The following is a 12,633-nucleotide window of genomic DNA, read 5'->3' on the forward strand; positions in this document are numbered from 1 at the left end:
GTGCGGGATCAGGGTGAGGGGGCAGGCGCCGGTTCTGCTGCGGCGGCATCCGCTTCCTCCGCTGCGTTGCCGCGGCTGGCCTTGACGGCTTGCCCGATCGCGCGCCCGACGTCCTTGCCGGCTTCGCGGCTGTCGTTCTGGGACGTGCGGCATTCCTTGATGTCGTCGAGGTCCATGCCGGCGTAGGGCTGGAACGCGGGCAATGCCGCCGCGAGATCCTGCTGCGCCCTGTACAGGCCGGGCAGTCGGTCGCAGATCTTCATCGCCTCCGCTTCCACCTTCTTCGCTTCGGCATCCATCTGCCGGTCGATCTGGTCGGGATCGCCGCTGAGGATGCCCTTCACCACGGCGCCTACCGCCTTGCCGGCCAGCTTCGCGCCTTCCTTGCCCGTGGCGATGCCGGCGTCGGCGATGCCGCCCAGTTCGCGGTGGTAGGCGACGAGCAATGCGCGCTGCTCGTCCGTCACCGGTACCTGCTTGCCGCCGACGATGAAGTCGCCGTTCGCCGACACTTCCGCCTTCGGGTGGCCGGGTGTGTTGAGCTTCAGGTTCTGGCCCCACAGGGCGCTGGATCTTGTCGCGTCGCCGTCGGCATCGCCGCTTTTCGAGCAGGCGGCCAGCAGTACGGTGGCGGACAGGGCAAGTGCGAGGGTGCGGAGCATCATGGTCGTTTCCTGGGAATCAACGGTGCTTGGGAATGTCGATCGGGCCTTTGACGCCTGCGTGATCGACGTCGCCGCTGCCGATCGAGCGGACGGTCAGTCCGCCACTGACGTCGCGTACGTCCAGCCCGCCAGAACCCACCGAGCCGACCACCACGTGGCCGGCGATGTCGCGCAGTTCCGCGCCGCCCGAACCGATCGAGCCGATCTCGACGCTGCCGCCGCGCGACAGGCTGAAGCCGCCCGAGCCGATGCTGCCGACGTCGGTGGCGCCCTGCACGTCGTCGGCTTCCACGTCGCCCGAGCCGATCGAGACGACCTTGAGGCTGCCGGCACCGTGGATGTCGATGTCGCCGGAGCCCACCGACGCGGCGGCCAGGCCACGGATGCGGCGACCCACGGCGTGGCCGGAACCGACGTCGGCGCTGAACACCGGGGCGCCGGTGACTTCGGCTTCGCCCGAGCCCACTTTCACCTGCACGGGCAGGTGGTCGGGCAGGATCGCGGTCAGGTTGAGGTACGCGTAGTTGCCGCCGAACGAGATGCCACTGTGGCTGCCGTCCCGGTACATCTGCACGATCAGCTTGTCGCCCGCGCGTCGCTGTTCGACCTTCAGTTGATCAAGCCGGTCGGCGTGGCTGCTGCAGGCCCGGCCTTCCATCGCCGCCGGCGCACCGGCACGCGATTGCACCGTCAGGTCGTGCGGACCCACGTCGAACACCACGGTCCTGGCGTCGCCGATGTCGAGCGTGAGCCGACGTGGCGCCTCGTGCTTGCAGTAGCGGTCCGACGCCAGCGCGGGAGCGGACAGCGCCAGCAGGGCGAGCAACGGGAAGGCGGGCAGGGCGATGCGCATCATCGGGTCTCCGGGATCGGGTCAGGCATGCAACGTCGGTCGCAGGCGCCAAGGCGCCGGCGCGCTAGCGCGAGGCGAACTCCCGGCGAAGGTCCTGCTCGCAGTTTTCGGCGTCGTCCGCTTCCAGCGTGGCATACGGGCGGAACTCCGGAAGGTTGGCGGACAGGCGCTGCTGGGTGTCGTGCAGCGCCGGCAGGCTGCGACAGATCTGCCGTACGCCCGGCTCGACGGTCTCCTTGACGGTCTTCTCGATGCGGCGCTCCAGGCTGCCGGTCATGGCGCCGACCATCAGGCTGAACAGGCCACGGTCGACCGCGTCCAGCGCCACCTGTGCGCTGCGCTCGCCGATGTCGATGCCGGCCTTGGCGATGTCGATCACCTGGTGGCGATAGCGCAACAGGTCCTGCCGCTGGCGGCCGTCGATGGCGACCGGCTTGCCCTCGATCAGCAAGTCGCCCCATGGCGTGATTTCCGCCTTCGGCAGCGAGCGGTCGTCGCGGCCTACGCGCTTGCCGGACTTGCTGAAGTGCAGGTTGTCGCCCAGTTGCAGGTTGTCGGTCTCCAGCTCGCGGCGGGCGGCCGCGAGTTCCGCACGCACCTCGTCGCGTGCCTCGGCCAGGTCTGCGCTGATTTCATTGCCGATGCGGGTGTTCTTGGCGCTCGCCGGGGGGGCGGCCAGCGGCAGCAGGCTGGCCAGCACCAGCGGCATCAGGACGTGTGGGATACGCGTGGTGGGCATGTCCGTTTCCTCTCCATGACGAAGTTCAGTGGATGTCGATGGCGTGGTTGCGGGGAACCGAGGTCTCGACGTGCGACTGCGGTTGCTTCGGTTGCTGCGGCGGCGAGGCGCCTCAGAAGGTCCAGGTGCCGTCGCCGTCCGCGTCGCCGCAGTCGTCCACGTCGGTCTGGTCCATGGTGGCGTAGGGGGCGAATTCGGGCAGGGCGGCCGCCAGCGCCCGTTGCGCCGACAGCAGGCCGGGCATGCGCGTGCACAGCTGCGCCACCATCGGCTTGAGCTTGTCCTTGGCCTGCTCGCCGACCTGCTTGCCGATGTCGTCGCCATTCTGGCCCGCCAGCAGGCCCTTCAGCGCGGACGCTGCGGCGTCGATGCCGACGCGTGCGCCTTCCATGCCGATGGCCATGCCGTCACCGATCACGCCGAGCAGTTCGCCGCGATACGCCAGTACCAGCGCCTTCTGTTCCGGCGTGGTGGCGATCGACTTGCCTTCGATCAGCAGGTCGCCCGCCGGCGTGATTTCCGCCTTCGGCAAATTCTGCTTCTCATTGCGGTTGAGCGAAATGTTCTCGCGGGCCAGACGGTCGCGTGCCGTGGCGACCTCCTGGCGCGCCTTTTCCATTTCCTGGCTGGCTTCGCCGAGACCGTTGGCGACTTCGTTCATCGCCTTGGCTGCGACACCGGTGGGGGCATTGTCCTTGTCCTTGTCCTTGTCTGCCGGCTGGCAGGCGGCAAGCACCAGCACAGCGACGACAAGCAGGGGGCGCATGGGAGAAAGGGAAGTGGGCATGTCCGTGTCCTGGCTGGGGGCGGGCCGAAGACGGCCCGCCTGGAAGGGGCTTGCATGACTTACTCGCTCTCGCGCCAGCGGCGCAGGTAGATCGCCCCGATGATCAGGACCACGCCGATCACCGCACCGATCCACAGGTCGGCAGTGGCGAACGCATGCCAGCTGCGCGTCAGGTCGATGGCGTTGGCCAACTGGTCCGGTGTGTTGATGTCGGCGTGCGGATTGGCGGCACCGCCCGGCAGCGTGGGGAACCACGTGCCCGGCACCACGCTCAGCAGGCCACGGTAGACGACCGTGTACCAGATCAGGTCATGGCGGACATTCAGGCCCGGCAGGATGTCGGTCATGCTGATGATCACGCAGGCCAGCACCGGCACCAGCACCGCCCACAGGAACGGCTTGCTGCGCGCCCAGGCCGAGCAGAACATCAACCAGCCGATCGCCGGCAGCGCCCACAGTATGTACACGGGCAGCGAGGCGATGACGCCGCCGATGATGCGCAGCGGATGCGAGTGGGTGAATACCGCCGTGCCGGCAGGCAATCCGTTGATGCTGATGGTCAACGCCGAGATCAGCCACAGCGCCAGGCCGATCAGGATGCCGACGCTGATCGCCAGCAGCGGTGCCAGCACCAGCGCCCAGGCCAGCTTCGACAGCACCATGTGGGTGTCCGACACCGGCAGCGACTTCCAGAACAGCACGCTGCGGTCGCGGCGGTCGTCGTAGAGCGTGCCGAGGGCATAGAAGAACACCACGAAGGCCAGCACCACGCATGCCAGGATCACGCCGCCCAGCAGCATGCCGTCGCCGACGCCACCGAGGATCTGGTGGGCCTTCTCCGGGGCTTCCTCGATGCTGAAGCCGCCGTCGCTCAGCTTGCCGCGGGCGGCGATGCTGCCGATCACGGCCAGGATCAGGTTCAGGACCACGAAGATGCCGCCGGTGATGACCGGCGCCCAGAAGAAGCCGCCGCGGTTCTCCCAGAATTCGCGCTTCAGCAGCCACGTGAACGCGCCCGGCTTGGAGGTTTTTCCCAACGTCGAAGTCACGGCGTTCATGCGTAGGTTCCTTTCATGATGGCGACGAACAGGTCGGCCAGGCCAGGGGTGCGGATTTCGCCGAGGGCGGCCAACTGCCCCTTCGGCACGCCGTCGAACAGCAGCACGGTCTTGCCGAAGGGCAGGGCGCGTTCGTCGATGGGCTTGAGCGCGCGCGCCTGTTCGACGGCATCGCCGCTGGCCAGCACCTCGGTGTAGCGCTCGGCCATGTCTTCCATCTGCGAGGTCAGTACGATCTTGCCGTCGCGGATGAACATCACGTCGGTGAGGATGTGTTCGATCTCCTCCACCTGGTGGGTGGTGACGATGATCGTCTTCTGCTCGTCGAAGTAATCCTCCAGCAGGCGCTGGTAGAACTGCTTGCGATACAGGATGTCCAGGCCGAGCGTGGGTTCGTCCAGCACCAGCAGCCTGGCATCGATGGCCATCACCAGCGCCAGGTGCAACTGCACGATCATGCCCTTGGACATCTCGCGCACGCGCAGGTTGGGCTTGAGCTGGGTGTTGGCGATGAAGCGCTCGCACTTGGCGCGGTCGAAGCGCGGATGGACGCCGGCCACGAAGTCGATGGCTTCCTTCACCTTCATCCAGCGCGGCAGTACGGCCACGTCGGCGATGAAGCAGACATCCTTCATCAGTTCGTCGCGGTCCTTGCGCGGATCCAGGCCCAGCACCTTCAGCTGGCCCTCGAACGGCGTCAGGCCCAGGATGGCCTTCAGCGCGGTGGTCTTGCCGGCCCCGTTCGGACCGATCAGGCCGATGATCTTGCCCGCTTCGATCTCGAAGCTGGTGTTGTCCAGCGCAAGCTTGTTCTTGTAGGCCTTGCGCAGGCCGTGGGCCGACACCACGGCATTGGCGATTGCGGCATTCATCACTTGTTCCCCTTGGATTGCAGCAACTCTTCGATGGACAGGCCCAGACGCTCGATGCGCTCGGCGACCACGGGCCATTCTTCGGTCAGGAACCGCTCGCGCTCGCTGCCACGCAGCTTCTTGGCGGCTTCCTCGGTGACGAACATGCCCAGGCCGCGGCGCTTCTCGACCAGGGCCTCGTCCGCCAGTTCCTGGTAGGCGCGCGACACGGTGATCGGATTGAGCTGGTACTCGGCGGCGACCTGGCGGACCGAGGGCAGCGCATCGCCCGGCTTCAGGATGCCGTCCAGCATCATGGCGATCACGCGGTCCTTCAGTTGACGGTAGATGGGAGCACCGTCGCTCCACTGGATGGGCGCCATGGCTCAGCTCCTCGGACGCAGCGATTGGCCGAAGGAGAAGTACGGCATGGCCAGCGACGCCCGCGCACGACGCTTGTGCTGGCGTGCCTCGTGCGTGCCGTCATCGCCGGTGATCTCGCGGACGTCGGATTCCAGCGCGCCCACCAGCGCGGCCGATTCCGCCTCTGCCGTGCGGGCGCCGGACATGGCCGCCAGCGCACCGGCCGCCAGCAGCAGGCCGCCGACGGCCAGGCTTGGCAGGGTGTGGGTCAATTTCTGGTTCATGGCATCTCCCCGTGAGTTGGGTGAGTGGTGTTGTATTCAACTATAACACCAAAACACAGGCCGTCAACTGCCTCGCAACGTTTTGTCACCCAACTGAAGGCATACTTGTCATGTTCGCACTAGCAGGACCATGAAATGAAGCTCAAGTCATTGAAAATCATCGGATTAATCGCGCTACTTGGCGCCTCTGCCACGGTGCTGGCGGCCGGTTTGCTGGACGTGAGCTATCGCCCGTTGGCCGGAAAGACCGCCGTCAACCTGAAGAAGGCGTACGCGGGGCAGGTGCTGCTGATCGTCAACACCGCGAGTAAATGCGGCTACACGCCGCAGTACGAGGGGCTTGAGGCGCTGCACCAGCGCTACGCCGCGCAGGGCTTCGCCGTGCTCGGGTTTCCGTCCAACGACTTCAAGGGCCAGGAACCGGGCAGCGAAAAGGAGATCCAGGAGTTCTGCACGCTGACCTATGGCGTGAAGTTCCCGATGTTCGAGAAGGTCGCGGTGACCGGTGACAACGCCACGCCGCTGTACAAGTCGCTCGCGCAGGCGACGGGCACGGCGCCCGGCTGGAACTTCCACAAATACCTGATCGGCCGGGACGGCCGCGTGGTCGCGAACTTCTCCAGCAAGGTCAAGCCCGACGATCCTGTCGTGGTCGATGCCATCGAGCGCGAACTGAAGGCGCAACGCCCTGCGCGCTGATGCGGTGGTGCCTTCGCGACCGGCCGGCGTGCCACAATATCGGTTTGGCGCCGCCATCGCGGCGCGGGTTCCAGGAGCAGGAAGGATGAAGCGGTCGGTCCGCGGCGCAGCCGTGTTGTTGGCAATCTCGTTTTCGATGCTGGGAGGCAGCGTGTCTGCACAGGAAAAAACCGCGCTGGTGTCCGAGCGCGACAAGGTCAGCTACGCCATCGGCGTGGACGTGGGCAATTCGCTGCAGCCGGTCGGGCCGTTCCTCGACACCGCCGCGTTCCAGCGTGCGCTCGTCAATACGTTCGAGGGCAAGCCGCCGCTGATCACCGAGCAGGAAGCGCAGGCGACCGACCAGCTGTTGCGCGTCAACCTGGCCGCGGCCGATGGCCAGCCGATTCCGGGCATGCCGCCGGGAAGCGCGCCGCCGCCGGTCGACAAGGCCAAGGTGGGCCTGTTCCTCGGGACCTACGTGGTCGGCCCCTCGCTGCTGCCGTTCAAGGGCGAAATCGACCCCGCCACGCTGGTGCAGGCCGTGCGCACGGTGACCGGCAAGACCGGTACGCCGCTGCTGTCGGTGGAGCAGGCCCAGGCGGAAATGCAGGCCTACCTCGCCAAGCGCCAGGCCGGCGCCTCGCAGCGCAACCGCGACGAGGGTGCGAAGTTCCTCGCCGAGAACAAGGCCAAGCCGGGCGTGGTGACCACGCCGTCCGGCCTGCAGTACATGGTGCTGCGCGCAGGCAACGGCCAGCGCCCGATGTCCAGCAGCCGCGTGCGCGTCAACTACGAGGGCAAGCTGCTCAACGGCGAGGTCTTCGACAGCTCGTATGCGCGCGGCGAACCCGCCGAGTTCGGCCTCAACCAGGTCATCGCCGGATGGACCGAAGGCGTGGCACTGATGCCGGTGGGCGCGAAGTACCGCTTCTGGATTCCCTCCAACCTGGCCTATGGCCCGAACGGTGCGCCGGGCGGCAAGATCGGCCCGGACGCGACGCTGACGTTCGACGTCGAGCTGATGGGTGTCCTGCAGTAAATCGAATCGCCGTATTCAGCACTGACCTTTCATTGATGGAAATGCGCTGATGCGTGTAGCGATCTTCGGTACCGGATACGTGGGACTCGTGACCGGCACCTGCCTTGCCGAGGTGGGCCATGACGTGGTCTGCGTGGATATCGATCCTGCCAAGGTCGACGGACTGAACCAGGGCGTGGTGCCGATCTACGAGCCGGGCCTTTCCCCCATGGTGAAGGCCAACCATGCCTCCGGCAGGCTGCGTTTCACCACGGACGCGGCCGAGGCCATCGCGCATGGCGAAGTGGTTTTCATCGCGGTCGGTACCCCGCCCGATGAAGACGGCAGCGCCGATCTCCAGTACGTACTGGCGGTGGCGCGGACGATCGGCCGCAACCTGCAGCGTCCCTGCACGGTGGTCAACAAGTCCACCGTGCCGGTCGGCACCGCCGACAAGGTGCGGGCCATGATCGACACGGAACTGGCTGCTCGCGGCCTCGACGTGGCGTTCGATGTCGTCTCCAATCCCGAATTCCTGAAGGAGGGCGATGCGGTCAACGACTGCATGCGTCCGGACCGCATCGTCGTTGGCGCGGCCAGCCCGCAGGCAGTGGAAAGGCTGCGCCGGTTGTATGCGCCGTTCAACCGCAATCACGAACGCATCGTGGTGATGGATGTGCGTTCGGCCGAACTGACCAAGTACGCCGCCAACGCGATGCTGGCCACCAAGATCAGCTTCATGAACGAAGTTGCGAACATCGCCGAACGCGTCGGTGCCGACATCGAACAGGTGCGCCAGGGCATCGGCTCGGATCCCCGCATCGGCTGGCATTTCATCTATCCCGGCGCCGGTTACGGCGGCTCGTGCTTTCCCAAGGACGTGCAGGCCCTGGCGCGTACGGCGCAGCAGCATGGTTATGCGCCGGAACTGCTGCAGGCGGTCGAGTCGGTGAATGAACGCCAGAAGGGGCATCTGTTCGAGTTGATCCAGCGCCACTACGACCGTGGCGAAGACGAGGGCGTGCGCGGCAAGACGTTCGCCGTGTGGGGCCTGTCGTTCAAGCCCAATACCGACGACATGCGCGAGGCGAGCAGCCGGCGTTTGCTGGCCGAGCTGTGGGGAGCGGGCGCACGCGTGCGCGCCTACGACCCGGAAGCGCGCGACGAGGCCGCCCGCATCTTTGGCGAGCGTGACGACCTGGTGCTGTGCGAGGACGCGCGCGAGGCGATCGACGGTGCCGACGCGCTGGTGGTGGTGACCGAGTGGAAGCAGTTCCGCAGCCCCGATTTCGCGCGCCTGCACGAGACGCTGGGCGATGCGGTGATCTTCGACGGACGCAACCTGTACGAACCCGGCGAAGTGGAAGCCGCCGGCATTGCCTACTACGGCATCGGACGCGGGAGGTCCGTGCGTGCAAACTGATCTTCCGCTGCAGGGCGATGCGCTCGAGCGCCGCCTGGTGGAACTGGAGACCCGCCTGGCCTTCCAGGAGCATTCGCTCGGCGAGATGAGCGAGGCCCTGGCGGATGCGCGTGCCGAGAACCAGCGCACCGCGCTGCTGCTGCGCCACATGGTGGAAGAGCTCGGCAAGGTGCGGACCTCGCTGTTCGAGGATCCCGCCAATGAACCACCGCCGCCACATTATTGATAGGCTTGCGGCACAGCAGTTCCCCACGAAAGCCCGATGACCGATTCACTCCGCGACCAGCTGCTGGGCCTGGGTTTCAAGCCCGCGCCCAAGCCCGAACGAAAGCCCGAACGCCGCCCCGACCCGCGGCGCGACGCCCACAAGCCGGCGGGCAAGGGCGGTGCACACCCGAAACCCGGCCAGGGCGCGAAGCCACGCCCACCGCACGGCGGCAACAAGCCGAAGCGCAGCCAGGAAGACATCGACCTGGCCAAGGCCTATGCCATCCGTGCGCAGCGCGAGAAGGACGAACGCATCGAGGCCGAGCGGGTGAAACAGGAGGAAGCGCGCGTGCGCCGCGAAGCGAAGGCCAAGCTCGAGGCTTTCCTCAAGGACAAGGCGCTCAACGACGCCGACGCCGACATCGCACGGCATTTCCCCTATGGCGGGAAGATCAAGCGCATCTACGTCAATGCCGACCAGCTGAAGGCGTTGAATGCGGGCGAACTCGGCGTCGTGCAGCAGAACGGCCGCTACCAGTTGGTCACTGCGGCCGTGCTCGCGGAGGCCGAAGCGATTTTCGCGCCCGCCGTGGCCCTGAAGGTCGATCCAGACGCGCCCGCCGACCAGGACCCGTACGCAGATCCGCAATACCAGGTGCCTGACGACCTGGTGTGGTGATGGCAGTCATCTATCAGATCGATGTCGCCACCACGTGGGGCCGTACCAGCCATCGCCAGACGATGAAGGCGGCGACCAGGGCGATGAACGAAGACGCGAGGAAGGCGGTTTCGCCGCCGAAGCGCCACAGCTGGCCAGCCAGCAGTGCGCCGATCACGCCGCCCACGCCGGACGACAGCCCGTAGAACACGCCCTGGCCGTGGCCATTCATGCGGCCGGGGAAGAACCGCACCAGCAGTTGCATGGCAGCGGCGAAGAAGGCGCCGAAGTTGAGTGCGTGGGTCAGTTGCGCCAGTACCATCACCGGCGTGTTGTCGGGGAACAGTGCGGTCACCAGCCAGCGCACCGAGGCGCTGAGCAGCGCCACCATCAGGACGCGGCTGGCATCCCAGCGCCGGAAGATGCGGCTGGCGAGGAAGAACACGCCGATTTCGGCAAGCACGCCGACCGTCCACAGCGCGCCCTGCACCGCAGTGGCGTAGCCATGTTCGGACAGGTAGATCGAGAAGAAGGTATAGAACGGCCCGAAGGAGATCTGGGCCAGGAACGCCGCGACGAAAAACGCGATCACCGGCGGTTTGCGCAAGCGGGCGCGAAAGCCGTCCTGCGGATCGGACGGGCGCTGCCCGGGGTCGCGTGCGTAGCGATTCATGAGCGCGGAAGCCAGTACCCCAGCGAGCACCGGCAGCATCAGCCAGGGCAGGGCACCCACGCCCAGCCGCCTGGCATCGATCAGCCACCCGAACAGCGACACGACCAGGATGAATCCGATCGATCCCCACACGCGGATCAATCCATAACGGTCGCTGCGTGCACCGAGGTGCGACATCGTGATCGATTCGAACTGCGGCATCACGGCGTTGTAGGTGAAGCAGAATCCGAGCATCACCGCGAACAACCCCGCCTGCCTGAGCGGCAGCAGGAACAGCGCGAAGCAGCCCAGGGCGAGCGCGCAGCCAGCGTGCAGCCAGCGGATCGGATGCGCGGAACGTGCCGCCAGCGTGGTCCACAGGCTGGGCGACACGATGCGGGTGGCATACCACAGGCTCATCAGCACGCTGATCGCGGCGACACCGAGTCCGCGCGATTCCAGGTACAGGCTCCAGTACGGCGTGAACGCGCCCAGCACCGCGTAGTAGGAAAAGTAGAAGCTGGACAGGCGTGCCGCCGGGTAGTCGGCGGCGTTCGATGGGCCATCCGCGGACGTCATGTCCGTCGCGTCCCTGCCAGGCACCCTCGCGCAACACAGTGCGTGGACGGAAGGGACATGCTGGTGTGACCGCGGACAGGGGTGCGCATTCTATCCGAGCGTGGCGACCGCGGTCGGCGGGCTGGGCTGACCGGGATGCGTCAGGTCATTCGGGGTCGTAGTCCAGGTTCGAGGCCAGCCAGCGTTCCACCTGCGCAAGCTCGACGCCCTTGCGCTTCGCGTAGTCGGTGGCCTGTTCCCTGGACACCCGCCCGACCACGAAATACTGGCTCTGCGGATGGCTGAAGTAGTAGCCGGACACGGCCGCCGTCGGCAGCATCGCGAAACTTTCGGTCAGCGACATGCCGGCCTTGCCGGGCGCATCCAGCAGGCGGAAGAGGGTGCCTTTCTCGCTGTGCTCGGGGCAGGCCGGATAGCCGGGCGCCGGCCGGATGCCGAGGTACTTCTCGGCGATCAATGCCTCGTTGTCGAGGGACTCTTCCGCCACGTAGCCCCAGTATTCCTTTCGCACGCGCTGATGGAGGCGTTCTGCGAGCGCTTCGGCCAGACGGTCGGCCAAGGCTTTCAGCAGGATGGCGTTGTAGTCGTCGTGGTCGGCCTCGAAACGGGCCACGTGCGCGTCGATGCCGATGCCTGCGGTGACCGCGAACATGCCGATCCAGTCCTGCCGGCCGGAGTCCTTCGGTGCGATGAAATCGGCCAGGCAGAAGTCCGGGCGTTCGACCGGCTTGTCGACTTGCTGTCGCAGGAAGTGCAGCATCGTGCTGCCTCCTCCCCCGCTTGCGGGGGAGGATTGAGGTGGGGGCGAGTCCGCCGCGTTGCCCCCATCCCGACCTTCCCCCGCAAGCGGAGGAAGGGGCTGAATCTCGACGTCGTCGCCGATGCTGTTCGCCGGCCACAAGCCGAACACCGCCTTGGCTGTCAGCCATTTCTCCTCGACGATCTTCGCCAGCATCGCGCGCGCATCGCGGTACAGCTCGCTGGCCTGCGTGCCGACGATTCCGTCGGTCAGGATGGCGGGGTACTTGCCCGCCAGTTCCCAGGCCTGGAAGAACGGCGTCCAGTCGATGAAGGGGATCAGTTCGGCCAGTGGGTAATCGTCGAAGGCATGGACGCCCGGCTGGTTCGGCGTCGGTGGTGTGTAGTGTTCCCAGTCGCCAGCGAATTTCTGGCCACGCGCCTTTTCCAGCGACACCAGCCGCTTGGCATCGCCACGGTTCCTGTGGCGCTCGCGGATCTCGGCGTAGTCGGCATCGTTGGCGGCGACGAAAGCGGTACGCATGTCGCGCGAGATCAGCGATTGCGCCACGCCCACCGCACGCGAGGCGTCCTTCACCCAGACGGTGGGCGCGTCGTAGTACGGATCGATCTTCAGCGCCGTATGCGCACGCGAGGTGGTCGCGCCGCCGATCAGCAGCGGCATCGAGAAGCCCTGGCGCTGCATCTCACGCGCCACGTGGGTCATTTCCTCCAGCGACGGCGTGATCAGTCCGGAGAGGCCGATGAGGTCCGCATTCTCGGTCCTTGCGGCATCGAGGATCTTCTGCGTGGGCACCATGACGCCCAGGTCGACCACGTCGAAGTTGTTGCAGGCGAGCACCACGCCGACGATGTTCTTGCCGATGTCGTGGACGTCGCCCTTGACGGTGGCCATGATGATCTTGCCGTTCGACTTGGCGACGTCGCCGGTACGCAGCTTTTCCTCCTCGATGAAAGGCAGCAGGTAGGCCACGGCCTTCTTCATGACGCGGGCGGACTTGACCACCTGCGGCAGGAACATCTTGCCCGCGCCGAACAGGTCGCCGACCACGTTCA

At 66.4% G+C, this 12,633-nt stretch carries 15 protein-coding genes; 5 read left to right on the forward strand and 10 right to left on the reverse strand.

Features of this window, described 5'->3' with window-relative positions:
* Window positions 1–8 precede the first annotated feature (8 nt).
* The 8 genes from V7060_RS13965 to V7060_RS14000 form a co-directional block, all read right to left on the reverse strand.
* On the reverse strand, window positions 9–665 hold the full coding sequence (locus V7060_RS13965; RefSeq protein ID WP_334179859.1) for a hypothetical protein: 657 nt from the start codon (window positions 663–665) through the stop codon (window positions 9–11).
* Between the two features lie 16 nt (window positions 666–681).
* Entirely contained in the window at window positions 682–1,521 is an 840-nt protein-coding gene (locus V7060_RS13970) for a hypothetical protein (protein WP_334179860.1), read from the reverse strand.
* 61 nt (window positions 1,522–1,582) lie between these two features.
* Window positions 1,583–2,257, reverse strand: a complete 675-nt coding sequence (locus tag V7060_RS13975; protein WP_334179861.1) for a hypothetical protein — start codon at window positions 2,255–2,257, stop codon at window positions 1,583–1,585.
* 112 nt (window positions 2,258–2,369) lie between these two features.
* Entirely contained in the window at window positions 2,370–3,044 is a 675-nt protein-coding gene (locus V7060_RS13980) for a hypothetical protein (RefSeq protein WP_334179862.1), read from the reverse strand.
* A gap of 59 nt (window positions 3,045–3,103) precedes the next feature.
* A complete protein-coding gene (locus V7060_RS13985) occupies window positions 3,104–4,102 on the reverse strand; it encodes an ABC transporter permease (protein ID WP_334179863.1) in 999 nt (332 codons plus the stop codon).
* Entirely contained in the window at window positions 4,099–4,974 is an 876-nt protein-coding gene (locus tag V7060_RS13990; protein WP_334179864.1) for an ABC transporter ATP-binding protein, read from the reverse strand. Before V7060_RS13990 ends, V7060_RS13985 begins: the two co-directional genes overlap by 4 nt.
* Window positions 4,974–5,336: a GntR family transcriptional regulator gene (locus V7060_RS13995; protein WP_334179865.1), complete on the reverse strand. Its 363-nt coding sequence runs from the start codon at window positions 5,334–5,336 to the stop codon at window positions 4,974–4,976. Before V7060_RS13995 ends, V7060_RS13990 begins: the two co-directional genes overlap by 1 nt.
* A 3-nt stretch (window positions 5,337–5,339) precedes the next feature.
* Window positions 5,340–5,600 carry a hypothetical protein gene (locus tag V7060_RS14000; RefSeq protein ID WP_334179866.1) on the reverse strand — a complete coding sequence of 87 codons (261 nt, stop codon included), beginning with the start codon at window positions 5,598–5,600 and terminating at the stop codon, window positions 5,340–5,342.
* Window positions 5,601–5,735: 135 nt separating this feature from the next.
* Between V7060_RS14000 and V7060_RS14005 the strand changes: the two genes are divergently transcribed.
* The 5 genes from V7060_RS14005 (at window position 5,736) to V7060_RS14025 (ending at window position 9,608) form a co-directional block, all read left to right on the forward strand.
* Window positions 5,736–6,299, forward strand: coding sequence for a glutathione peroxidase (locus tag V7060_RS14005; protein ID WP_334179867.1), 564 nt, complete (start codon window positions 5,736–5,738; stop codon window positions 6,297–6,299).
* 85 nt (window positions 6,300–6,384) lie between these two features.
* Window positions 6,385–7,320: an FKBP-type peptidyl-prolyl cis-trans isomerase gene (locus tag V7060_RS14010; RefSeq protein ID WP_334179868.1), complete on the forward strand. Its 936-nt coding sequence runs from the start codon at window positions 6,385–6,387 to the stop codon at window positions 7,318–7,320.
* A gap of 49 nt (window positions 7,321–7,369) precedes the next feature.
* Window positions 7,370–8,722, forward strand: coding sequence for a UDP-glucose/GDP-mannose dehydrogenase family protein (locus V7060_RS14015; protein WP_334179869.1), 1,353 nt, complete (start codon window positions 7,370–7,372; stop codon window positions 8,720–8,722).
* Complete coding sequence (locus V7060_RS14020) at window positions 8,712–8,948, forward strand: SlyX family protein (RefSeq protein WP_334179870.1); 237 nt, start codon at window positions 8,712–8,714, stop codon at window positions 8,946–8,948. Before V7060_RS14015 ends, V7060_RS14020 begins: the two co-directional genes overlap by 11 nt.
* Before the next feature lie 36 nt (window positions 8,949–8,984).
* On the forward strand, window positions 8,985–9,608 hold the full coding sequence (locus tag V7060_RS14025; protein WP_334179871.1) for a DUF2058 family protein: 624 nt from the start codon (window positions 8,985–8,987) through the stop codon (window positions 9,606–9,608).
* Window positions 9,609–9,621: 13 nt separating this feature from the next.
* On the opposite strand, the gene V7060_RS14030 is transcribed toward V7060_RS14025, so the two are convergent.
* A complete protein-coding gene (locus V7060_RS14030; protein ID WP_334179872.1) occupies window positions 9,622–10,818 on the reverse strand; it encodes an MFS transporter in 1,197 nt (398 codons plus the stop codon).
* Between the two features lie 145 nt (window positions 10,819–10,963).
* A partial coding sequence (locus tag V7060_RS14035; protein ID WP_334179873.1) for a vitamin B12 dependent-methionine synthase activation domain-containing protein occupies window positions 10,964–12,633 on the reverse strand: 1,670 nt, incomplete at its 5' end.

Origin of the sequence: Pseudoxanthomonas sp., assembly GCF_036845285.1 — a bacterium.
Lineage (GTDB): Bacteria > Pseudomonadota > Gammaproteobacteria > Xanthomonadales > Xanthomonadaceae > Pseudoxanthomonas_A.